The sequence below is a fragment of the Massilia agrisoli genome, assembly GCF_020831365.1.
GTDB lineage: Bacteria > Pseudomonadota > Gammaproteobacteria > Burkholderiales > Burkholderiaceae_D > Telluria_A > Telluria_A agrisoli.
This window is the reverse complement of sequence record NZ_JAJHPV010000013.1, coordinates 803,125-825,721: the sequence shown is the minus strand read 5'-3', so window position 1 is coordinate 825,721 and position 22,597 is coordinate 803,125. Positions and strand designations below refer to the sequence as shown.

At 64.3% G+C, this 22,597-nt stretch carries 23 protein-coding genes and 1 riboswitch; of the genes, 13 read left to right on the top strand and 10 right to left on the bottom strand.

Annotated elements, in window-relative coordinates; translation table 11 throughout:
- Positions 1 to 73 precede the first annotated feature (73 nt).
- From LMJ30_RS12795 to LMJ30_RS12780, 4 genes are all read left to right on the top strand, one after another.
- Positions 74 to 433, top strand: coding sequence for an ArsC family reductase (locus tag LMJ30_RS12795; RefSeq protein ID WP_229432722.1), 360 nt, complete (start codon positions 74 to 76; stop codon positions 431 to 433).
- Positions 430 to 1,563 carry a succinyl-diaminopimelate desuccinylase gene (gene dapE, locus LMJ30_RS12790; RefSeq protein ID WP_229432721.1) on the top strand — a complete coding sequence of 378 codons (1,134 nt, stop codon included), beginning with the start codon at positions 430 to 432 and terminating at the stop codon, positions 1,561 to 1,563. Before LMJ30_RS12795 ends, dapE begins: the two co-directional genes overlap by 4 nt.
- A gap of 25 nt (positions 1,564 to 1,588) precedes the next feature.
- Positions 1,589 to 2,482, top strand: a complete 894-nt coding sequence (gene prmB / locus LMJ30_RS12785) for a 50S ribosomal protein L3 N(5)-glutamine methyltransferase (RefSeq protein WP_229432720.1) — start codon at positions 1,589 to 1,591, stop codon at positions 2,480 to 2,482.
- Positions 2,483 to 2,601: 119 nt separating this feature from the next.
- On the top strand, positions 2,602 to 4,599 hold the full coding sequence (locus tag LMJ30_RS12780) for an ATP-binding cassette domain-containing protein (RefSeq protein ID WP_229432719.1): 1,998 nt from the start codon (positions 2,602 to 2,604) through the stop codon (positions 4,597 to 4,599).
- 21 nt (positions 4,600 to 4,620) lie between these two features.
- Here the strand turns inward: LMJ30_RS12780 and LMJ30_RS12775 are convergent, their stop codons facing one another.
- Both LMJ30_RS12775 and LMJ30_RS12770 read right to left on the bottom strand, forming a co-directional pair.
- On the bottom strand, positions 4,621 to 5,121 hold the full coding sequence (locus LMJ30_RS12775) for a chemotaxis protein CheW (RefSeq protein ID WP_229432718.1): 501 nt from the start codon (positions 5,119 to 5,121) through the stop codon (positions 4,621 to 4,623).
- A gap of 167 nt (positions 5,122 to 5,288) precedes the next feature.
- Entirely contained in the window at positions 5,289 to 6,755 is a 1,467-nt protein-coding gene (locus tag LMJ30_RS12770) for a catalase (protein WP_229432717.1), read from the bottom strand.
- A 218-nt stretch (positions 6,756 to 6,973) separates the two neighbouring features.
- Between LMJ30_RS12770 and LMJ30_RS12765 the strand changes: the two genes are divergently transcribed.
- A complete protein-coding gene (locus LMJ30_RS12765) occupies positions 6,974 to 8,107 on the top strand; it encodes a DNA topoisomerase IB (protein ID WP_229432716.1) in 1,134 nt (377 codons plus the stop codon).
- Positions 8,108 to 8,119: 12 nt separating this feature from the next.
- Here LMJ30_RS12765 and LMJ30_RS12760 read toward each other — a convergent pair whose 3' ends face one another.
- Positions 8,120 to 10,009 carry a flagellar assembly protein A gene (locus LMJ30_RS12760; protein ID WP_229432715.1) on the bottom strand — a complete coding sequence of 630 codons (1,890 nt, stop codon included), beginning with the start codon at positions 10,007 to 10,009 and terminating at the stop codon, positions 8,120 to 8,122.
- Between the two features lie 160 nt (positions 10,010 to 10,169).
- Complete coding sequence (locus tag LMJ30_RS12755) at positions 10,170 to 10,580, bottom strand: hypothetical protein (RefSeq protein WP_229432714.1); 411 nt, start codon at positions 10,578 to 10,580, stop codon at positions 10,170 to 10,172.
- 270 nt (positions 10,581 to 10,850) lie between these two features.
- Here LMJ30_RS12755 and ompR point away from each other — a divergent pair, with 270 nt between their 5' ends.
- The 4 genes from ompR to LMJ30_RS12735 are packed head-to-tail and all read left to right on the top strand — an operon-like array spanning position 10,851 to position 14,315.
- On the top strand, positions 10,851 to 11,552 hold the full coding sequence (gene ompR, locus LMJ30_RS12750; RefSeq protein ID WP_229432713.1) for an osmolarity response regulator transcription factor OmpR: 702 nt from the start codon (positions 10,851 to 10,853) through the stop codon (positions 11,550 to 11,552).
- A 38-nt stretch (positions 11,553 to 11,590) separates the two neighbouring features.
- A complete protein-coding gene (locus LMJ30_RS12745) occupies positions 11,591 to 12,925 on the top strand; it encodes a sensor histidine kinase family protein (protein WP_229432712.1) in 1,335 nt (444 codons plus the stop codon).
- A gap of 59 nt (positions 12,926 to 12,984) precedes the next feature.
- Complete coding sequence (locus LMJ30_RS12740) at positions 12,985 to 13,938, top strand: threo-3-hydroxy-L-aspartate ammonia-lyase (RefSeq protein ID WP_229432711.1); 954 nt, start codon at positions 12,985 to 12,987, stop codon at positions 13,936 to 13,938.
- The gene (locus tag LMJ30_RS12735; protein ID WP_229432710.1) at positions 13,935 to 14,315 is read left to right on the top strand and encodes a RidA family protein; all 381 of its coding nucleotides are present in this window, start codon (positions 13,935 to 13,937) and stop codon (positions 14,313 to 14,315) included. Before LMJ30_RS12740 ends, LMJ30_RS12735 begins: the two co-directional genes overlap by 4 nt.
- Here the strand turns inward: LMJ30_RS12735 and LMJ30_RS12730 are convergent.
- From LMJ30_RS12730 to LMJ30_RS12710, 5 genes are all read right to left on the bottom strand, one after another.
- Complete coding sequence (locus tag LMJ30_RS12730) at positions 14,312 to 14,863, bottom strand: hypothetical protein (RefSeq protein ID WP_229432709.1); 552 nt, start codon at positions 14,861 to 14,863, stop codon at positions 14,312 to 14,314. The two genes, LMJ30_RS12735 and LMJ30_RS12730, sit on opposite strands and share 4 nt — an antisense overlap.
- A gap of 62 nt (positions 14,864 to 14,925) precedes the next feature.
- On the bottom strand, positions 14,926 to 15,249 hold the full coding sequence (locus tag LMJ30_RS12725; protein WP_229432708.1) for a thioredoxin family protein: 324 nt from the start codon (positions 15,247 to 15,249) through the stop codon (positions 14,926 to 14,928).
- 88 nt (positions 15,250 to 15,337) lie between these two features.
- Complete coding sequence (locus tag LMJ30_RS12720) at positions 15,338 to 15,967, bottom strand: hypothetical protein (protein ID WP_229432707.1); 630 nt, start codon at positions 15,965 to 15,967, stop codon at positions 15,338 to 15,340.
- Between the two features lie 96 nt (positions 15,968 to 16,063).
- Positions 16,064 to 16,792: a PEP-CTERM sorting domain-containing protein gene (locus tag LMJ30_RS12715; RefSeq protein ID WP_229432706.1), complete on the bottom strand. Its 729-nt coding sequence runs from the start codon at positions 16,790 to 16,792 to the stop codon at positions 16,064 to 16,066.
- 145 nt (positions 16,793 to 16,937) lie between these two features.
- The gene (locus tag LMJ30_RS12710; RefSeq protein WP_229432705.1) at positions 16,938 to 17,852 is read right to left on the bottom strand and encodes a LysR family transcriptional regulator; all 915 of its coding nucleotides are present in this window, start codon (positions 17,850 to 17,852) and stop codon (positions 16,938 to 16,940) included.
- A gap of 101 nt (positions 17,853 to 17,953) precedes the next feature.
- Here LMJ30_RS12710 and LMJ30_RS12705 point away from each other — a divergent pair, with 101 nt between their 5' ends.
- Positions 17,954 to 19,159 carry an MFS transporter gene (locus tag LMJ30_RS12705; RefSeq protein WP_229432704.1) on the top strand — a complete coding sequence of 402 codons (1,206 nt, stop codon included), beginning with the start codon at positions 17,954 to 17,956 and terminating at the stop codon, positions 19,157 to 19,159.
- Here the strand turns inward: LMJ30_RS12705 and LMJ30_RS12700 are convergent.
- Positions 19,156 to 19,875: a glutathione S-transferase gene (locus LMJ30_RS12700; RefSeq protein ID WP_229432703.1), complete on the bottom strand. Its 720-nt coding sequence runs from the start codon at positions 19,873 to 19,875 to the stop codon at positions 19,156 to 19,158. The genes LMJ30_RS12705 and LMJ30_RS12700 overlap by 4 nt on opposite strands.
- 107 nt (positions 19,876 to 19,982) lie before the next feature.
- On the opposite strand from LMJ30_RS12700, the gene LMJ30_RS12695 reads away from it, so the two are divergent.
- The 3 genes from LMJ30_RS12695 (at position 19,983) to LMJ30_RS12685 (ending at position 22,380) form a co-directional block, all read left to right on the top strand.
- Positions 19,983 to 20,510 (top strand): SRPBCC family protein, encoded by a 528-nt coding sequence (locus LMJ30_RS12695; protein ID WP_229432702.1) that lies wholly within the window; start codon positions 19,983 to 19,985, stop codon positions 20,508 to 20,510.
- A 10-nt stretch (positions 20,511 to 20,520) separates the two neighbouring features.
- Positions 20,521 to 21,150 (top strand): hypothetical protein, encoded by a 630-nt coding sequence (locus tag LMJ30_RS12690; protein WP_229432701.1) that lies wholly within the window; start codon positions 20,521 to 20,523, stop codon positions 21,148 to 21,150.
- A 72-nt stretch (positions 21,151 to 21,222) separates the two neighbouring features.
- Entirely contained in the window at positions 21,223 to 22,380 is a 1,158-nt protein-coding gene (locus LMJ30_RS12685; protein ID WP_229432700.1) for an iron-containing alcohol dehydrogenase, read from the top strand.
- 42 nt (positions 22,381 to 22,422) lie between these two features.
- Positions 22,423 to 22,521, top strand: a riboswitch (TPP riboswitch).
- Positions 22,522 to 22,597: the final 76 nt, after the last annotated feature.

The following is a 22,597-nucleotide window of genomic DNA, read 5'->3' as shown; positions in this document are numbered from 1 at the left end:
ATCCCCCATGCGACCACAGGCCTGCCGGCACCACGCCCGGCAGCCATGCGCCGCCCATGCATACATGAATAAGATGAACAAGACTCTCTACGGTATCCCCAACTGCGACACGGTCAAGAAGGCCCGCACATGGCTGGCCGACAATGGCCAGCAGTTCGATTTCCACGACTTCAAGAAGCAGGGCCTGGAGCGCGCCACCGTCGCAGCCTGGCTCGAACAGCTTGACTGGGAAGTGCTGGTCAACCGCAAGGGCACGACCTGGCGCAAGCTGAGCGACGAGCGCCGCGCCGCCGTCACCAGCAAGGCCGATGCGCTTGAGCTGATGCTGGAACACCCGTCCGTGATCAAGCGCCCGGTGCTGGCCGCCGCAGGCCGGCTGTCCGTCGGCTTCTCCGATGCCCAGTACCGCCAGATCTTCCCGTCCGCACCATGACGCCTTCACGCACCCTCGCGCTGACCGAAGAGCTGATCGCCCTGTCGTCGATTACGCCTGACGACAAGGGCTGCCAGCGCCGCCTTGCCGGCCTCCTTGCGCCGCTGGGCTTTACCTGCGAGACCATCGAGTCGAACGGCGTGACCAACCTGTGGGCGCGCAAGGGCACGGCGTCGCCGGTATTCGTGTTCGCCGGCCATACCGACGTGGTCCCCACCGGTCCGGTCGACCAGTGGCATTCGCAGCCTTTCACGCCGACCCACCGCGACGGCAAGCTGTATGGCCGCGGCGCCGCCGACATGAAGACCTCGATCGCCGCCATGGTCGTCGCCTGCGAAGAATTCACCGCGGCGCACCCGGACCACAAGGGCTCGATCGCCTTCCTGATTACCAGCGACGAGGAAGGCCCGGCCACCGACGGCACCGTCGTGGTCTGCCAGCGCCTGGAAGAACGCGGCGAGACGATCGATTACTGCCTGGTCGGCGAGCCGACCTCCGCCCACATCCTCGGCGACATGATCAAGAACGGCCGCCGCGGTTCGCTGTCGGGCAAACTGGCCATCAAGGGCGTCCAGGGCCATATCGCCTACCCGCAGCACGCCCGCAACCCGATCCACCAGGCCGCGCCGGCGCTGGCCGAGCTGGCGGCCGAGCAGTGGGACGAAGGGAACGAGTACTACCTGCCGACCTCGTGGCAGGTGTCGAACATCCATGCCGGCACCGGCGCCAATAACGTCATCCCGGGCGAGCTGACCCTGGAGTTCAACTTCCGCTTCTCCACCGCCAGCACGGCCGAAGGACTCGAAGCGCGGGTGCATGCGATCCTCGACAAGCACAACCTCGAATACGACCTGCAGTGGACCTTGTCGGGCCTGCCCTTCCTGACCCCGCGCGGCACGCTGTCCGATGCGGTGGCCAGCGCCATCGCGCTTGAAACCGGCGTGCATACCGAATTGTCGACCACCGGCGGGACCTCCGATGGCCGCTTCATCGCTCGGATCTGCCCGCAAGTGATAGAATTCGGCCCTCCGAACGCCAGCATCCACAAGATTGACGAGCACATCGAGCTGCGTTTCGTCGATCCGCTGAAGAACATCTACCGCCGCACGCTGGAAAACCTGCTGGCGTAAGCTCGCCCAACCGAGAGAACAGGCCATGACCAATACCACCCTCTTCACCACGCCGCGCGACCTGCTGCGCTATGCCGTCACCCGCTTCAATGGCGCCAGGCTGTTCTTTGGCCACGGCAGCGCCGAAGCGCTCGACGAAGCCGCCTACCTGATCCTGCACACGCTCAAGCTCCCGCTCGACAAGCTCGAACCCTTCCTCGACGCGCGCCTGCTGCCCGACGAGGTGCTGCAGGTGCTGGCCGTGATCGAACGCCGCGCCACCGAGCGCGTGCCTGCGGCCTACATCACCAACGAGGCGTGGCTTGGCACCTATCCGTTCTATGTCGATGAGCGCGTGATCGTGCCGCGCTCCTTCATCGCCGAACTGGTGCCGCAGTCGTTCAGCCCATGGGTCGAAGACCCGTTCGCGGTCGAGAACATCCTGGAACTGTGCACCGGGTCCGGCTGCCTGTCGATCATGATGGCCGACGCTTTCCCGAACGCGGTAGTCGATGCGGTCGATATCTCGACCGACGCGCTGGCCGTCGCCGAGCTCAATATCCGCGAGTACAAGCTCGAAGGCCGGGTCAACCCGATCGTCTCGGACCTGTACGAGAACGTGCCCTTCAAGAAGTACAACCTGATCGTCACCAATCCGCCATACGTGAATTCGCAATCGATGGCGTCGCTGCCGGAGGAATACCTGCGCGAGCCGCAGATTGCGCTGGACGGCGGCGCGGACGGCATGGACCTGGTCCGCAAGATCATCGCCGGCGCGGCCGAGCGCCTGACGCCGGACGGCATCCTGATGGTCGAGATCGGCAATGAGCGCGATTACGCCGAAGCCGCGTTCGGACACCTGGGGCTGACCTGGGTGACGACCAGCGCTGGCGACGATATGGTGTTCCTGCTCACGGCCGAACAGCTTCAAAACGCATAGATATAAAACGGCGGATGCGCGTTGCTTATCCGCCCTACGAACACCACGATACGTAGGGCGGATAAGCGTAAGGCTCGGCGCCCCCGCACATCCGCCATGTACACCTTTAAAGAACCTCAATGATCCGCTTCATCAACGTAAGCCTCATGCGCGGCACCAAGCCGCTGCTCGACGGCGTCGACCTCACCCTCAACCCCGGCGACAAGATCGGCCTGATCGGCGCCAACGGCGCCGGCAAATCCAGCCTGTTCGCGATGCTGCGCGGCGAGCTGCACCCGGACCAGGGCGAGATCGACTTCCCGGCCAAATGGCGCATGGCCTACGTGGCCCAGGAGACTCCGCCGCTGGAACGCGCCGCGCTGGACTACGCCATCGACGGCGACGTCAACCTGCGCCGCCTGCAGTCCGAACTCGAACGCCTCGAATCCGAGCCTGAAACCAGCGACAACGGCATCGCCATCGGCGAGATCTACAGCGCGCTGGCCGATGCCGACGCCTACACCGTGCAGTCGCGCGGCGAGCAGCTGCTGCTTGGCCTGGGCTTCTCGATGGAGCAGATGCAGCAGCCGGTGGCCTCGTTCTCGGGCGGCTGGCGCATGCGCCTGAACCTGGCGCAGGCGCTGATGTGCCCTTCCGAACTGCTGCTGCTCGATGAACCGACCAACCACCTCGACCTCGATGCGATCATCTGGCTGGAAGACTGGCTCAAACGCTATCCCGGCACCCTGATCATCATTTCGCACGACCGCGACTTCCTCGACGAAATCGTCAACGTCGTCGTGCACATCGACGAGCGCAAGCTGAAACGCTACTCCGGTAACTACTCCGGCTTCGAGCGCCAGCGCGCGGCCCAGATGATCCTGGCCGCCGGCGCCCTCGAAAAGCAAATGCGCCAGCGCGCCCACCTCGAGTCGTTCGTCAACCGCTTCAAGGCGCAGGCTTCGAAAGCGCGCCAGGCCCAGAGCCGCATGAAGGCGCTGGCCAAGATGGAAGAGCTGGCGCCGCTGCGCGCCGCCGCCGAATTCTCGTTCGAGTTCCGCGAGCCCTTGTCCGCGCCGAATCCGCTGCTGGTGATGGAAGATGTCAATGCGGGCTACCCCATCCTCGACGGCCACGGCGACAAGGTGGGCGACAAGACCATCGTCTCGAACATCAAGTTCTCGCTGCAGATCGGCCAGCGCATCGGCCTGCTGGGCGTGAACGGCGCCGGCAAGTCGACCCTGATCAAGACCATCGCGGGCGAGCTCGAACCGCTGACCGGCGAGGCCACCATCGGCAAGGGCCTGTCGATCGGCTATTTTGCCCAGCACCAGGTCGAGATGCTGCGGCACGACGAGTCGCCGCTGTGGCACCTCGCGAAAATCGCGCCGACGGTGCGCGAGCAGGAGCTGCGCAACTTCCTGGGCGGCTTTAACTTCCCGGGCACCATGGTCACCAGCCCGATCCGCCCGTTCTCGGGCGGCGAGAAAGCGCGCCTGGCGCTGGCCCTGATCGTGTGGCAGCGCCCTAACCTGCTGCTGCTCGATGAACCAACCAACCACCTCGACCTCGAAACGCGCGAGGCGCTGACGATGGCGCTGGCGCAGTTCGAAGGCACGCTGGTCGTGGTATCGCACGACCGCCACCTGCTGCGCGCCACCACCGACCAGTTCATCATCGTCGCCGACGGCAAGCTGCAGCCGTTCGACGGCGACCTCGACGACTACAAGGACTGGCTGTTCCAGACCAAGCTTGGCAAGGGCACCAGCGTGCTGCCTGCTGCGGGCAAGGAGAACAAGACCGCGTATCCTGCCGCCTCGCCGGTGGCGCCTGCCGCCGCGCCTGCGGTCAGCAGCAAGGACCAGAAGCGCCAGGATGCCGAGCAGCGCCAGCGCCTGGCCACCTTGCGCAAGCCGATCGAGAACAAGCTGAAACGCCTGGAAGAGCAGATCGCGAAACGCACCGAGCAGAAGACCGAAGTCGATGCGAAGCTGGCGGAACCGGCGATCTATGAAGCGGCCAACAAGGCCACGCTGAAGACGCTGTTGGCGGACCAGTCCTTCTACACGAAGGACCTGGCGCAGCTGGAAGCGGAGTGGCTGGAACTGCAGGAACAGCTGGAAGCAATCGCCGCGTAAATCCAGGGCGGCGCGGCAGGCTTATGCAGCCTGCTGCGCGCCTCCTGGTTCGGCGGCGGCGTTGCGCTTGATCGACATCAGCTTGTCGATGTCCACCAAAATCAGGCGCCGGCCGTCGACCTCTCCCAATCCCACGAAATAATCGCAGCCTGCGTCAAACGCGCCTGGTTCAACCGGCAGCGGCGAGATCTGGGCGGGTGACAGCTTGACCACGTCGGTCACGCCATCGACCACCATGCCCATGACGCAGTTTGACAGCTGCAGGATGATCACGTCCGTCTGCGCCAGCGGCCGCGCGCCTTCGCTGAAGGCCACGCGCATGTCGACGATCGGCATGATCACGCCGCGCGACACCGCCACCCCTTCGACGATCTCGCCGCTGGACGCAAAGCGCTCGAGCGACTTCAGGCTGCGCAGCTCCTGCACCTTGCGAAAATCCAGCCCGTACTCAAGACCGCCGAGCCGGAAGCTCAGGAATTCGATCTGGCCGTTGCCGGTCGAGGAAGGTTCACGGGTGTGCATGGCGGTCCTTTCGTTTCTGCGGGGGCAGCAAGGTAACGAAGTCCTATAGTAAGGGCAGTCCGTCCTACGTTCGTTGACTGTAGTCAACCTCCGCTGTTGCCCGTTTCGCCTGTGAACAAAGGGCTGGCGCACCGGCCAGTCCCTCTAGGAAAAGGACTACCCCTTCATCAGTCGACGTTACGGCCGCGCGCTTTCAGGGCCGCCCGCACCCCGCGGCCATAGGCCGGGTCGGCCTTGTCGAAATGCCCCAGCTGGCGCTGCAGGATCGACTCGTCCACATGGACCAGCGCACCGGCCAGGTTATTGAACAGGTTATCCTTTTCCTGCGCCGGCAGCAGGCGGAACAGGTTGCCCGGCTGGGTGTAGTCGTCCTCCGTGCCGCGGCCGTCGAAGCGCCCGGCGCCGCCGGCCAGCGCCAGCTCAGGTTCGCCGTGCCCCATGCCGCCGCCATGCTGGCCGGCCGGGTTCACCGCCGCATAGTTCTGCGCGGCGCCGCCATGGCCGAACGCCATCGCGCCGTCACGCTGCTGGTTGTGGAACGGGCAGCGCGGGGAGTTCACCGGCAGGTGCTGGTGATTGGTGCCGACCCGGTACAGCGCCGCGTCGTGGTACGAGAACAGGCGCCCCTGCAGCATCTTGTCCGGCGAATAGCCCATGCCAGGCACCACGTTCGCCGGCGAAAACGCCGCCTGCTCGACTTCGGCGTGGTAATTGACCGGGTTGCGGTTCAGTTCAAGCAAGCCCACCGGATGCAGCGGGAAGTCGCGGTGCGGCCAGACCTTGGTCAGGTCGAACGGATTCCATCCGGTGCGCGCGCCCCAGTCGGCCAGCTGCTCCTCGCTCGCTACCTGCACGCTGACATCCCACTGGGGGAACTCGCCGCGCCCGATGGCGTCGAACAGGTCGCGCTGGGCCGAGTCAGGGTCGATGCCGCCCAGGCGCACCGCGTCGGCGGCGTCCAGGTTGCGGATGCCCTGGCGTGTTTTCAGGTGCCATTTGACGTACACCCGCTCGCCATCGGCGTTGACCAGGCTGAAGGTATGGCTGCCGAAACCGTCCATGTGGCGGTAGCCGTCCGGCGTGCCGCGGTCCGAGAACAGGATCGTCACCTGGTGCAGGCTCTCTGGCGCCTGGCTCCAGAAGTCGAACATCATGTTGGCCGACTTGAGGTTCGAGCGCGGGCAGCGCTTTTGCGTGTGGATGAAGTCCGGGAACTTGATCGGATCCTTGATGAAGAACACCGGCGTGTTATTCCCGACCAGGTCCCAGTTGCCTTCCTCAGTGTAGAAGCGCACCGCGAAGCCGCGCGGATCGCGCTCGCTGTCCGCGCTCCCGCGCTCGCCGCCGACGGTGGAAAAACGCACAAAGGTCTCGGTCCGCTTGCCCACCGCGGCAAACAGCTTGGCCTTGGAGAAGTGGCGGATGTCGTGGGTGACGGTGAAGGCGCCGTAGGCGCCCGAGCCCTTGGCATGGACCACGCGCTCGGGAATGCGCTCGCGGTTGAAGTGCTGCAGCTTCTCGATCAGGTGGAAGTCTTGCAGCAGCAAGGGGCCGCGCGGGCCCGCGCTCAGCGAGTTCTGGTCGTCTTCAACGGGAATGCCCGATGCGGTGGTGTGGCGTGGTGGCTGGCTCATTCGATGTCCTTGGCTGTCGTTGGATCAATGAACTCATCTTAACTACGGCCCGGCAGAAGGAAAAGCTAATTGATTTTATCGAACTAATAGATTTTTATAATGCAACATTGAGTCCGGTACGGTTAACAAAGCAACCGACCGGCAACGCGCATGGCGTGTACTATTCGACAAAAATGACCCGTGGCGATCGCCGCCACTGCCCTACGATAAGGCCGACGATGAAAAGTGAAGTCCTTCCCGGCGCCAGCCCGCTGCCCAACATGGATGCGCCTGCCGCAGCAAAGTCGGCGGGGCTGCGCTATGTCAGCGATACCCGGCCGGGGATCACCCGCAACGGCAGTCCCGGCGCCTTCCATTATGTCGATGCCGACGGCGGTACCGTGAAGGACGAGGCCACCCTCGCCCGCATCAAGTCGCTGGTGATCCCGCCCGCATGGACCGACGTGTGGATCTGCGCGCAGGCCAACGGCCACCTGCAGGCTACCGGCCGCGATGCGAAAGGCCGCAAGCAGTACCGCTACCACCCGCGCTGGCGCCACCTGCGCGATGAGGTCAAGTACGAACGGATGCTCAACTTCGGCAAGGCGCTGCCGGCCATCCGCCGCCATGTCGACGCCGCGCTCAAGCTGCACGGCCTGCCGCGCGAGAAGATGCTGGCCACCGTTGTCTACCTGCTGGAACTGACGATGATGAGGATCGGGAACGAGGAATACGCGCGCACCAACAAGTCGTTCGGCCTGACCACGCTGCGCAACCGCCATGTGCACATCGACGGCAAGGCGGTCGAGTTCCGCTTCCGCGGCAAGAGCGGCGTTTTCCATAACGTCAAAGTGGAAGACCGGCGCCTCGCGCGCATCATCCAGCGTACCCGCGAGCTGCCCGGCCAGGAACTGTTCCAGTACATCGATGAAAACGGCGAGCCGCATACGATCGACTCGGCCGACGTCAACGAGTACCTGCGCGAGATCACGGGCGAGGACTATACCGCCAAGGATTTCCGCACATGGTCTGGCACCGTGCTGGCGGCGCTGGCCTTGCAGGAGTTCGAGAAGTTCGACTCGGAAGCGCAGGCCAAGAAGAACATCGTGCGCGCGATCGAATCGGTGGCGGAAAAGCTGGGCAACACGCCGTCGATCTGCCGCAAATGCTATGTGCACCCGGCGATCATCGACGCTTACCTGGAAGGCACGGTGCTCGAAGCGCTGCGCACCCGCACCGAGCAGGAACTGGTGGGCGAGCTGCACGACCTCCAGCCGGAGGAGGCGGCGGTGCTGGCCTTGCTCCAGCAGCGCCTGCAGCGCGAGGACGCGCAGCCGGCCAAGCCGAAAAAGCGCGCCAGCCGAAAAAAGTAAGGGCGCCGGCGCTTACTGCGCGCCGCTGTCCCATTCGACCAAGCCGACGCTGCCCGAGAAGATGCGTTCGCCCTGCGGCACGCCGGAGCGCAGCATGGCCTTGATCTCTTTCGGCGCCAGGTTGTATTTACTGTCGCCGTCGGGGTGGTAGCTGAGGGTGCGGATCGTGGTATCGCCAGTCAGCATGCTGACCCTGACCGAGTTCCCGCCCGCGCTGGCGCGGCGCTGCTGCTGCAGCTGCTCCAGCAGGGCCATCCCCGCCTGGTGCTCGCCCTCGGTCGTCTTGATGTCTTCCGACAGCTTGCCGATCGCCTTGAGCACCGGTCCTACCGCCGCACCCATCTTCTGGAACTGCGGCGCCTGGTCGGCGGTCAGGGTCAGCTCGCCCTTGCGCACGCGGGTCGCCAGCTGCATGTACTGGCGCACGTCCGCCTGCGAGGTCAGCGCCTGCATTTCTTCCTTGCGCTGCGCGGCGAGCTGCGCAAACGTGGCGACACGCTCGCCAATCTGCCCGATCACTTCGTCGATGCGCTTGCAGTCCGGCTGCAGCACGAACACCAGCATCTCGCTCTGCTTGCGCGCGCCGGCCGATTCGATCTCGATGCGGCGCGCGGCGACCGCGCAGCCTTCGGCCTGGTTGATGAAGATGTCGTCGGCGATGATCTCGCAGTTCACCGCGTGTTCGACGAACACCCGGGTGCCCGAGATAATGCAGCTCTCGGCGCGCTGGAGCCTGACGTCGCCCAGGGTGGCCTGGATGATGGCGGCCGACGCCACGCCCTTGACCGTAATGTCGCCGAGGGCGTTGTGGGCCGAACCGCCCACCAGGTTGCTGTTCAACAGGATGGTGCCGCCGCGCGAGACAATATTGCCGAACACGTCGGCGTGCACGGTGATGCCCTCGCCTTCAATGACCCGTTTCTCCTGGACTTCGCCGAATTCCTCGTAATCGCCCTCGAGCTGGAGGTTGCCGGTGGTGCGCGCGCTGACGCCGTCGCGGCTGACGATCTTGTCGCCCACCGAGACCTGGCTGGTTTCGCGGTCCACATTCAAAAAGCCCGCCTGCAGCGCCACCAGGAATTCGCCTTCGCCGGTCGCTTCAACCACCGTGCCGGGTCCGGCCATCGATTGCAGGTCGATATCCTTGGGGATTGCCGGCTCCAGCACGCGGCCCGCCAGGTCGAAGCCGTTCTCGCCATCCGAACGCGGAACCTTCTTGAGCAAGCGCGCTCCCTGCTGGATCTGCGGGAAGCGGTTCTGGAACGCCATCAGGTCAAGCTTGCCATTGGCGAGCTGGCGCGGCGCGTCGCTGCGGTGCAGGTCATCGCAGACTTCAATCACATGGGCGTCGACGCCATTCAGCGCTTCGCACTGCCCGGCCACGATGGTGCGCTCGGACTTTGTCGATGCAATCGCGGCCTTCACCGCGTTCATGTCTATGCCAAAGCGGATCCCCTTGATCCACATGTCGGCGACAAATTCGCCCGGGTCGAGGCGCGCCAGGACGCCCGCGCCTTCGGGATCGGCGGGGTCGGTCATGTAGGCCGGTTCAAAGTAGTATTCGGCCCTGCCGCCGCTGATCTTGACCGCCTTGTAGACGGCGCGCCGTTCGGCAGCAAAAGGCGCGACGCCCGCCGCGATGCGCAGCAAATCGTCCGGCCGCTGGCGCGCCGGCCCATGGCCGTACAGCGCCTTGATGAAGGCGGGATAATCGATGTCGGTAAAATAGCGGCCGGTGCTGAAAACATTGTCGACGGCGGCCACAAGGGCGGTCTTGGCAGTCGCAGGATTGGCGTAGATGCCGTCCGCACGGGCCAGCAGGCCTGGTCCAAGGTCGCCAGTGCCCGTCCCCGCATCCGCGGATGCCAGCGCAAGCTCTGCTGCAGAAGACTCGATCGACACGCGTTACCCCAGGCTTTAAACTACATTGCAATAATGTAAATATTCTTACCGTCGAGGTAAGATTTTTCGCAAGAGTAGCACGTTGTCTACCGTTGTGAACATATTGGCAATGAGAAAGTTGGCAATTGTCCCAAAAAAAATACAATTGCCGGTAAGAAGCTTAGCGGCGTGGGGATTTCGGGTACAGGTCCATGCCCGCTTCATTGATCTGGCGGCGCAGGTCGCGGCGTTCGTCCGGGGTCAGGCGGCCGCCGCGGCGGAACGATTCCGCATTTTGCTGGTTTTGCTCCTGCTGCATTTGCAGCTGGCGGCGCTGTTCTTCCGCGCGTGCCTCGAAAGTGCGCGCGTCGAACTGGCGCGCCCGTTCCTGGCGGTCTGGCGGCGGCGCCTGGCGCTCGGCGCGCTGGGCCTGGATGGCGCGCTGCGCATCGCTGTTGCCCGGGCCGGCATGGGCAGCGGACATGGCAGCGCCGGCCAGCAGCATGCCGGCGGCGAACCGGCGGACGAACGAATACCGGCCGAAAAATTGGGCGCTTGATACCGCGTCGATTTTGTTGTGCAGGTTATTCATAGGTTCCTCTTCCGCGATGCCATTTAAACAGATAAGCTTCATTTCGCTTAGGGCCAGTGTATGGCCAATCGCAGGGGGGTGTAAGCCGAATTGGGTAAGGTTTGTAACACTTTGTAATGCCTTGCATGCAGAGCGCATGTATAAAGCGATATGACGTTACCATAGCGACATGAATATGACAAATTTGACAGCCATATGAATCCACAATCGACATCAAACAACGGCAACAATACAACGGCAGCTACCGGTGGTGGCCACACCGCTAAAATTATGGTAGTGGACGATGACGTTCGCCTGCGCGACCTGCTGCGCCGCTACCTGACGGAGCAAGGCTTCTCGGTCGTCACCGCGGAAAGCGCGACGGCAATGAACAAGCTGTGGCTGCGCGAGCGTTACGACCTGCTGGTGCTCGACCTGATGCTTCCTGGTGAAGACGGCCTGTCAATCTGCCGCCGCCTGCGCGGCGCCGGCGACCAGACCCCAATCATCATGCTGACGGCGAAAGGCGAAGACGTCGACCGCATCGTCGGCCTCGAAATGGGCGCAGACGATTACCTGCCCAAGCCATTCAACCCGCGCGAGCTGGTGGCCCGCATCGGCGCTGTCCTGCGCCGCAAGGGCCCCGACGAAATCCCGGGCGCGCCATCCGAAACGCCACAAACCTTCGAGTTCGGCCAGTTCGTGCTCGACCTGGGCACCCGCACCCTGAAGAAGAACGGCGAGACGGTGCCGCTGACCACCGGTGAATTCTCGGTGCTCAAGGTGTTCGCCCGCCACGCGCGCCAGCCGCTGTCGCGCGAGAAGCTGATGGAACTGGCGCGCGGCCGCGAGTACGAAGTGTTCGACCGCAGCCTGGACGTCCAGATCTCGCGCCTGCGCAAGCTGATCGAACCGGATCCTTCCAGCCCGCTGTACATCCAGACTGTATGGGGCCTCGGCTACGTATTCATTCCTGAAGGCCAGCCGCGCTAGTGTTCTTACGTGACGAGACAAGGCCAGGCACGCCGCGCATGGGATGGTTACGGAGCGGTTTGTTCTGGCGCACCTTCCTCCTCCTGAGCATCCTGACCACGGTGTCGATGGCATCGTGGATCGGCATGATCAGCACGATCCAGCGCGGCGCGAAGGTCGAGCAGACGGCGCAGCTGGTCATCTCGGTGGTGACCATCACCCATGCCGCCCTCACCCACTCCGCGCCCGAACTGCGCCGCGAACTGCTGTTCGAGCTGGTGTCCAACGAAGGCATCCGCATCTTCACGCTGGAAGACTCCGACGTGGTCGACCCGCCGCCGGACAATCCCCTGATGCCGGAGATCGCAAAGATCGTGCGCGAAAAGCTGGGCGCCGACACCCAGTTCTCCAGCAGCGTCAACGGCGTGGCCGGTTTCTGGATCAGCTTTAACATCGACGACGACAAATACTGGCTGATGCTCGAACGCGAGCGCCTGTCCGGGCTGACCGGGGTGCAGTGGCTCGGCTGGGCCAGCGTGGTCGGCGTGCTGTCGCTGCTCGGCGCGGCGTTGATCTCAAGCCTCGTCAACCTGCCGCTGGCGCGCCTGACCGCTGCCGCGCGCGACATCGCCATTGGCAGGCGCCCGGCGCCGCTGCCGGAAAAAGGATCGAAGGAGATCATCGAGGCCAACCGCAGCTTCAACCAGATGGTCGAAGACCTGCAGCAGGTCGAATCCGACCGCGCCGTGATCCTGGCCGGCATTTCGCACGACCTGCGCACGCCGCTGGCGCGCATGCAGCTCGAACTCGAAATGGCGCAGCTGGGCGCCGAGGCGCGCGAAGGCATGCAGTCCGATATCGCACAGATGGACGCCATCATCGGCCAGTTCCTCGACTACGCCAAGCCAACCGAGGCCGCCACCTTTGTCCCGATCGACATCAGCGGGCTGCTCGAAGACGCCGCCCGCGCCGCGGAACGGATGCCCGGCGTGAAGGTCACTACCGACATCGAGCAGGACGTGCTGGTAAGCGGCAATGCCACCGACCTGCGCCGCGTGATTAACAACCTGATCGAGAACGCGCGCCGCTACGGCCAGACCCCGGGCGCCGGCGTCACCGAAATCGACATCTCGTGCCGCATCAAGCCGACCGGCATGGGCAAGCGCGCCGCGATCGAGGTGCAGGACCATGGCCCAGGCGTGCCGGACGACCAGATCGAACAGCTGCTCAAGCCTTTCACGCGGATGGACAGCGCGCGCGGCCAGGCCAATGGCGCGGGCCTGGGCCTGGCGATCGTCGAACGCGTGGTATCGCGCCACAACGCCGAACTCCACGTCAGCAACCGCGAAGGCGGCGGCCTGAAAATCCAGATCCTGATGCCGCTGGCCGAGTGATCTTTGGCGGCGCGGCCGGTTTATACTACCGGTTTCGCCGCCAACCAATCGCCACAGCCATGCTCACTTACGCCGACATCGAACAAGCCGCGGAACGCATCCGCGGCGCCGCCCACCGCACGCCCGTACTGACGTCGCGCACCGCCGACCAGCGCAGCGGCGCGCAGCTGTTCTTCAAATGCGAGAACTTCCAGCGCATGGGCGCCTTCAAGTTCCGCGGCGCCTACAACGCCATCTCGCGCTTTACCGAAGACCAGCGCCGCGCGGGCGTGCTGACCTTTTCGTCGGGTAACCACGCGCAGGCGATCGCGCTGTCGGCCAGCCTGCTGGGCATCCGCTCGGCCATCATCATGCCGCACGATGCGCCGCAACTGAAGGTCGAGGCGACCAAGGCCTATGGCGGTGAAGTCATCGTCTACGACCGCTACAAGGAAAACCGCGAGGAGATCGGCGAGCGCCTCGCCAAAGAGCGCGGCATGACGCTGATTCCGCCATACGACCACCCGGACGTCATCGCCGGCCAGGGTACGGCGGCCAAGGAACTGTTCGAGGAAGCGGGCCAGCTTGACGTGCTGCTGGTGTGCCTTGGCGGCGGTGGCCTGCTGGCCGGGTCCGCGCTGGCCGCGGCTGCGCTCTCCCCCGGCTGCAAGGTGATCGGCGTCGAGCCGGAGCTGGGCAACGATGGCCAGCAGTCGCTGCGCAAGGGCGAGGTGGTGCACATCGCCGTGCCCGACACGATCGCCGACGGCGCCAAGGTGACCCACGTGGGCAAGCATAATTTTGAAGTGATCAAGCGCCAGGTCGACGACATCATGACGGTGTCCGATGCGCTGCTGGTGGAGACGATGAAGTTTTTCGCCGAGCGCATGAAGATGATCGTCGAGCCGACCGGCTGCCTTGGCGCGGCCGCGGCCCTGCACGGCATTGTGCCGGTCGAGGGCAAGAAGGTCGGGATCCTGATCAGCGGCGGCAATGTCGACCTGGCGGCGTTCGCACGCTTCGTCAGCGCATGAAGCTGATCCAGGCGCGCGGCCTGCCAGCGCCAGCAGGCCATTACTCCCAGGCGGTCGAGGCCAACGGCCTGGTTTTCCTGTCCGGCGTCCTGCCCCAGCAGGGCGTGGTCGATCCGAATATCGACACCTTCCAGGACCAGTGCGAATCGGTCTTCGGTCAATGCGAGAAGATTTTGCAGGCCGCCGGGTGCGGGTTCCAGGACGTGGTCCAGTGCACGGTGTACGTGGTGGGCATAGCCAACTGGCCGGAGTTTAACGCCATCTATGCGCGCGTGTTCGGCGCGCACAAGCCGGCGCGCGCGGTCGTTCCGGTGCCGGAACTGCACTTCGGGTACAGCGTCGAAGTGCAGATGACCGCCGCGCTGCCGGCCGCCTAGTTTTCCTTGCGTACCAGTTCGGCCTTGAAGCGCGGCTTGGCGTCGCGCTCCAGGTAATACGACATCGACTTGCCATCCGGTGCCAGCGTCACTGTCCATACATTGGTCGACGCGGCCGGGATCAGGCGGGCCGTATAGGCATCGGCCTCGAACGACTGTGCGTTGTCGTTGCCTTTGTCGTTCGCCATCCCGCCATACATGGTTTGCTCGTCCGGCGTGCCATCCTCATGGCGATGGTCGTGCTTGAGCTCCAGGCCCGCCGCGGTCTTCCTGAAGACCCAGGTACGCGAGCGGTCGGCACCGACGATGAACGGCACGCGCACTTCGTCCGCCGTGCAGGAAGCGATGTGGGCCACCAGCTTCTTGCCCGCGAAGGCATCTCCCGGATCGCGCGGGAACACCGAGGCGCCTTCAAACGTGGCGCCGCACATGACCGCCAGGCGTGCGAAGAATTCCGCCTTCGGATCGTGCTTGCCGGCTGCATCAGCGCAGGCTGGAATGGCGGCGGCAAGCGCGCCCAGTACGGCGGCGTATCCCAAAAATCTCATGGCTGCTCCTGTTGTTGAAGTGAGCAGCACGATAGGCCGGGCCCCGCCCGGCTGTCAACGACTTATTCTTTCGACGCCTGCTCGATCGCCTGGCGCACCTCGTTGGCGTCGGCCGGCCTGACCACGCGCGCCATCTCCTTGCCGTCCTTGATCACGACTACCGTCGGCCACAGCTTGACGCGGAAGGAACGGCCAAGCGGACGCCCTGGGCCATCTTCGACCTTGATGTGCTGGACTGAGGGATTGGCCGACAAGGCCGACGTGATGTGCTGCTCGGCCGCGCGGCAGTAGCCGCACCAGCCGGTGCCGAATTCGAGTGCGACCGTGCCGGGAAGCGCGTCGATCGCGCTGCGTTCCGGCTGCGTGGTTTCATATGCCTTACCCATGCTGGCTCCTTTCAACGCTGTTCGGGGCGCCGTGCGCCGTGTCGTTCAAGTATGCCACGCAGGCTGCGGCCACGCGCGCACCGGTCGGCTACAAGGCGGCCGCCGGGGCCTCGCTGCAGGCCACATCCCAGGCGTTCAGTTCGGCGCCGCGCTTCTTGATCCAGACCTGCGCGCGCGCCGACCGGTCGCTGTCGAACACCAGGGCATGCAGCTCCTCCTTGCCGTGCGGGGGCGCGCTGACATCGATAGCGCTCAGGCGAAAGCGCAGCGCGCGGTGCGGCGCGCAGCTGGTATTCCCCGCAAACAGCAGGCGCGCCCGCACCAGCAGCACGCCGTGCTGGTCGATCAGGGGCGCGAGGTCGGCATCGGGAATACGCTGTTTGAGTTCAATCAGCCGGTTAGGCTTGCCGCACGGGGCGCGGTCGAGCCACGCCAGGCGCTTTTCGGCGGCGACGCTCCAGCGCTGGTTTGCCGCTGCGCGCGGGTTGTAGGCATAGCGCGTCTGCGTCATGCGGCACAGCGCGCCCGCTGAGCGGTACGAGGCGCCGTCGACACTGGCCTCGATTCGCCACGGGGCTTTGCGCGACGCGCGCACGACGTCGAAAACCGGCGCGCGGGCCTGCTGCGAGATGCCGCTGTAGAAGGCCTTGAACGAGGCCGCCTCCTGTGCGGTGGGCTCGCGCCGCTCCGGGGGCGCTTCCTGGGCGGAGGCGGGCATGGAAAACAGGAAGGCTAGCGCTAGCGCGGCGGGGAGCATGGATCGCAGGTGTGGCCGCGCGGGCGGCCCGGAATGATCAAGCGCCCAGTATGACGCTTAGCTGCTCCGGGAACAAGCCGGGGTCCGGCCTGCCGGGCGGCGCCGCGCGAACGACATGCCAATAATGCCCAGGGCCCCCAACGCCATCGTCCCCGGCTCAGGCATTTCGATCGGATCAGGGTCCGGGTCCGGATCCGGGTCCGGGTCCGGATCCGGCCCGCCGCCAGCAAGCTCGACAACAAAGTTGTCCAGCGTGAACCCGTCATTACCCGTCAGGCTACCCAGGCCAGTGAACACGAAGGTATCGACCACCGTGCCCGGCAGCGTGAAGGTCTGGAAGTCGTTTAAGCCGCCGGGCCCATCGACCAACTGGTCGAGCACCAGCGAACCGCCGGTGACCATTGCGCCGTCGGCAAAGCCCTGGAAGGTGATCACGGAAGCGCCGTCGGCCAGAAACGGAAACGAAAACAATTCGGCGGCGTCGACACTGGTCAACCTGAAGTCGCCGCCAGCAGCGAGGCTGACGGTTACCTGGTCCGCGTAACCGAGCAAAACCCCGGCAGCCATCAGCGTGCGCGTTCCGTTCGAAGCGCAGGGAGGAGCGCAGCGGACACCGTTAGTGACGTAAATGGCCCCAGCATTATTGGCGTCAAAGCGAAACCCGCCGCTGACGATGCTGGTGCCTTCAGTGCCCTCCGCGACATCTTCGAAATCGATGACAGCAGCCTGGGCATTGAACACCAGCGCCGCACATAAGACGGGAATGAGCTTGATGATGCTGTTCATGTGATGTTCCTGTTGTTGTTATTCAAGCGAACAAGAATCTAAGCAAGATTTGCGCCCGGAAGTTTTTTAACAAGAAATCAAGGACTTACGATGAAAGTAACTCGACAGCAAATCCAATGTGTAAAGTGTTGCGATTTCGCAAAGACTATTTCCGTGCCTGCTGTACAGGGTCGAGCACGTCGCCGAGCCGCTGCGCAAGAAAATCCACCAGCGCCCCCACCCGTGGCGCCAGAGCGCCTTGCTTGTAGAACACCGCCCACACAGGTTCGGACCACGCCAGCGTCACGTCTTCCAGCACGGGCAGGAGCGCCCCGCTGCGCACATCCTTCCCGATCAAAAAGTCAGCCAGGCGAGCGATGCCGGCGCCAGCCAGCACCAGGTGGCGCAGGGTCTCGCCGCTGGACGCAGCCACCGCCGGGGTCACCGGCAGGCCATCCAAGCCGCCATGCGCCAGCGGCCAGACGTTGAGCGAAGCGGGTGCGGTGAATCCCAGCAGCCGGTGCTGCAGGAGCTGTGCCGCCGAGGACGGCATGCCATGGCGCGCAACATAGTCGGGCGAAGCGACCAGGCGCACCCGGCTCTGCCCCAGCTGGCGCGCGTTCAGGGTCGAATCGGCCAGGGTGCCGATACGGATGGCCAGGTCGGCCCGCTCTTCGATCAGGTCGATGAAGGTTTCGCCGCTGACCAGCTCCAGGCGGATCAAAGGGTGTGCGTCGAGGAAGCTCGCCACCAACGGCGCCAGCAGGTGATCGAGTACCGGCGTGGCCGCATTGACCCGCACCAGCCCCGAGGGCTGCGACCGGCGCGCCGCGACCTGGGCTTCGGTGTCCTCCAGGTCCGCGATCACTTTGCGGGCGCGTTCGAGCAGCCATTCGCCCTCTTCCGTGAGGTCGAGCCGCCGGGTGGTGCGCAAAATCAGGGTCGTGCCCAGCTGCGCTTCGAGCCGCGAGATAGTCCTGCTGACGCCCGACGGCGTCTGCCCCAGCTGCTCCGCTGCGGCGGAAAACGAACCTTTATCTATTACCGCAGCGAAGGCAATCAGGGCATCAACGCTCAGCATTTGTGACTCCGGGTCAAAAGTGTATTGTACGGCAAGCGATTTTTCCTTTCCCGGCATGCATGCACACTGCCCCATCGTTCACGTATCACCAGGAGAAAAAAATGCCACTCGCACTCTGGGCGCTGACACTCAGCGCCTTCGCCATCGGAACCACCGAATTCGTCATCGTGGGGCTGATCCCGACCATCGCCGCCAGCCTTGGCGTATCGGTGCCATCCGCCGGGCTGCTGGTCAGCCTGTACGCGCTGGGCGTCGCCGTGGGCGCGCCTGTCCTGACGGCCCTCACCGGCCGCATCCCGCGAAAGCAGCTGCTGCTTGGCCTGATGGCCCTGTTCACCGCAGGGAACCTGCTGGCCTGGCTCGCGCCAAACTACGAGTCGCTGATGGCGGCACGGGTACTGACCGGCCTCGCCCACGGCGTGTTCTTCTCGATCGGCTCGACCATCGCCACCGGACTGGTAGCGCGTGAAAAGGCAGCCAGCGCAATCGCCCTGATGTTCACGGGGCTGACGGTGGCGCTGGTCACGGGCGTCCCGCTTGGCACCTTTATCGGCCAGGCTTTCGGCTGGCAGGCCACCTTCCTCGCCGTGTCGCTGCTGGGCGTGGTCGCCATCGCCGGCAGCTGGCTGCTGGTGCCGTCGACTATCCCGAACAGCAAGCCATCTTCGGTAATGGCGCAGCTGGCGGTGCTGAAAAAGCCGCGCCTGTTGCTGGTGTACGCCATTACGGCGCTTGGCTACGGCGGTTCGTTCATCGCCTTTACCTACCTTGCCCCGATCTTGCAAGAGGTAGCCGGTTTCGCGCCCTCGAGCGTCGGCCTGGTGATGCTGGTGTACGGCGTCTCGGTCGCCATCGGGAATATCTGGGGCGGCAAGCTGGCCGACCGGCATGGCCCGATCCGCGCGCTGCAGGTCGTGTTTGCGTTGCTGGCACTGGTGCTGCTGGTGTTGACCTTCACCGCGGCCAATCCATGGCTGGTGGTGGCGACGGTGCTGGCCTGGGGTGCGGTCGCCTTCGGCAATGTGCCAGGCCTGCAGGTGTATGTGGTGCAGCGTGCCGAACGTGACGCACCGCATGCGGTGGACGTGGCCTCGGGCCTGAACATCGCCGCCTTCAACGTCGGCATCGCGCTCGGCGCCTGGGGCGGCGGCTTGATCGTCACCCACCTCGGCCTGATGGCCACGCCATGGATCGGCGCACTGGTTGTCATCGGTGCGCTCGGCCTGACCACGCTGGCCGGCTGGCTGGACCGCCGCGACGGCATCAGCGCAAAAGCCAGCGGGCCCCGCCCGGCGGTAGCCCACTAAGGCGTGGCTTCATCCAGTTCAGGGTAATGGCGGAAGATGCCCTCCTGGTTGAAGGGGATGCGGCGCGGGGACGCGAGATAGCGTTCGATGTTCCCGCGCCCCGCCACCCGCCCGTGCAGCTTATGCAGCGCCGGGTAGTCGGCTTCGATGCGCGCCATCGCATGTGGAAAAGCGTATCGCAAGCCTTCGATCAGCTGGAACATCGACAGGTCGACGTAGGACACGCGCGCTCCCAGCAAAAAGCTGCCGCGCCGGCCAGGCTGCGCCAGGATCCGTTCAAAGTACCCGAAAAATTTCGGCAGGCGGTTGGCGATAAATTCCGTTGAACGCCGCTTCGCTTCCTTCCTCTGGTCCTCGTAATACAGCGACACGCCAACCGGATGGTGCGTGTCGTGCACCTCGTTGACCAAATCCGCAATGGTGAGCTGCAACTGGTGCGCCCACAGCCGGCCCTCCTCCCTGCGTGGCGCCAGGCCATGGCGGGAACCCAGGTACAGCAGGATGTTCGCGGTCTGCCCGATCGTCATCTCGCCCAACTTGAGGAACGGCGGCGCGAACGACGGGTGGACTTCGTCTTCGAGCGCCGCAAGCAGTTTCTGCATGCCGCCTTCACCGCGCGCCACGTCGACATAAGGCACGCCCGCATCCTCCAGCGCGAGCCGCACGAACTCGCCGCGTCCTTGTATCGAAGGCCAGTAATACAGCTGGTATTCCATGCCGATCCCTCCCCTTTCCACCCCCAAGAATTGTATCAACCTGGCTAGACAATCATGCTACTCTTTCTTCGGGCACGACGCCCGCCAAAACGACCAGAGGGAAAAAAATGCTAAAAAAACTCGCTATCGCCGTTATCGTCATCCTGGCTGTCATCCTCGGCATGGCCGCCATGCAGCCCGACACATTCACCGTTACCCGCAGCATCACCATCCAGGCGCCGCCTGAAAAAATCATCCCGCTGGTGAACGACTTCCGCAACTGGCAGAGCTGGTCGCCGTGGGAAAAACTGGACCCCGCGATGCAGCGCACGTTCAGCGGCGCGGCCAGCGGTACGGGTGCCGTGTACGCGTGGAAAGGCAACAGCGACGTTGGCGAGGGCCGCATGGAAATCACCGGACAGGAACTGCCATTCAAGGTGACGATCAAGCTCGACTTCGTGGAGCCGCTGCCATCGTCGAATGTCACCGAATTTGCGCTGGTCCCAAGGGGCACCCTGACCACGGTCAACTGGACCATGACAGGCCCGATGCTGTTCGTTACAAAAATCATGAGCGTCTTCACCAGCATGGACAAGATGATCGGCAGGGACTTCGAGAAGGGCCTGGCGCAGATGAAGACGGTGGCAGAGAAATAAGCCGGCGACCATGCTGCATCCTGCGCGCGTTCGTATCACCGGGCTGCTGCTTGCGCTCGGCCTGAATGCCGCGTTTTTCGCGATGTTCGTGTGGCAGGCGCGGCCCCAAATGGCTGACCTGCCCGACCCTTCGCGGATGGCGCTGGTGTGGGCGAGGCCTGTCGTGGAGGCGCCTGCGCCAGTGACGGCAGCGCCGCTCGCAGCTGGCGCGCCGCCAGCCAGGCAAGCCAGGCGCCCGAAGCGGCCCGCGATCCTTGCCATAAGCGAGCCAGCCGTAACCGCCGCAACCGAAGCGATCGTCGAATCCGACTCGGCCGATCCCTTTGAAGAACCTGGCAGCGCAACCGCAACGTCGTTCGACAAGGCCGTGATCGGCAAAGCCATCAAGGTTGCGATGACCGAGCGCAAGGCGCTGGAACACACCCAAAAGTTCGTCAAGTCAGGCCCCGGGCCTAACCAGTACGAGCAATTCGCCTCCGACGTCGAAGCAGCAACGATCCCCTACTGTTACAAGGGCGATGCGATGAAGCACACGCCTCCGGTAATTGAAGTGGGATCGCTCAAGATTCCGCTCGGCGGCGTGCTCGCCCTACCTTTTTTCGCCAAGGCAGTCGCCACTGGAAAATGCCGGGTGAAATAGCCGCCTGCGCAGCAGGGAATGCCACATTCGGCGATAATCGAAGGCTGATCCATCGCTCAATTGAGGTGCACCTTGCTTAACTTCGACTTCTACAACCCCACCCGAATCCTGTTCGGCGAAGGCCAGATTGCGTCCCTGTCGACGCTGGTCCCAGCCGGCGCGCGCGTGATGATGCTCTACGGCGGCGGCAGCATCCGCCAGAACGGCGTGTACGACGAAGTGATGGCTGCGCTGGCTGGCCACAGCGTCACCGAGTTCGGCGGCATCGAACCCAACCCAAGCTACGAAACGCTGATGCGCGCCATCGAACAGGTCAAGGCAGGCAAGATCGACTTCCTGCTGGCGGTTGGCGGCGGCTCGGTTATCGACGGCACCAAGTTCGTCGCGGCCGGCGCCATGCTCGATGAAGACCCATGGTCGATCTTCGACAAGCGCAGCGCCAACATCGTCGACGCCCTGCCGTTCGGCACCGTGCTGACACTGCCGGCGACCGGTTCCGAAATGAACAGCGGCGGCGTCGTGACGCGCAAGTCGACGCAGGAAAAGCGCTCCTTCATGAGCCGCAAGGTATTCCCGCAGTTCTCCATCCTCGACCCGGCCAAGACCTTCACGCTTCCCGTGCGCCAGGTCGGCAATGGCGTGGTTGACGCGTTCGCGCACATCATGGAGCAGTATCTCACCTACCCGGTCAACGCCAAGGTACAGGACCGCTTTGCCGAAGGCCTGCTGCTGACGCTGATCGAAGAAGGCCCGAAGGCGCTGTCCGATCCGCAGGACTACGAGGTGCGCGCCAACGTAATGTGGTGCGCCACCCTTGCGCTGAACGGCCTGATCGGCGTAGGCGTGCCGCAAGACTGGGCCACGCACATGGTCGGCCACGAGCTGACCGCGCTGTACCACCTCGACCATGCGCAAACGCTGGCGGTCATCTTGCCGAACATGCTGCGCGCGCGCCGCGAAGAAAAGCGCGCCAAGCTGCTGCAGTATGCCGAGCGCGTGTGGGGCCTGTCCGGCGGCGACGAAGATACCCGCATCGAGGCGGCCATCGCGCGAACCGAACAGTTCTTCGCATCGATGGGCGTGGGCACCCGGCTTGCCGATTACGGCCTCGGCGCGGACTGCGTCGAGCCGGTGATCAAGGCGCTTGAAGCGCACCGCATGACCCGCCTGGGCGAACACCGCAACGTCACCACCGACGTGTCGCGCAAGGTACTGGAAATGAGCCTGTAACGGTAATACCGTTTTCGCGAACTTCGTGTTCGTGATAAAATCGACATTCGCTAGGGGTCCTGGAACGCAAGTTCCGGGTGAGAGATACCCTTCGTACCTGATCTGGATAATGCCAGCGAAGGAAAGCGCAAAGTCTGTTCCCTCCTTTGTATGCTCCCCCCGTTGGCTCCGGCTTTTTAAAGCTTCGCGCAGCATTTGCTGCGCGTAAAACGAGCAC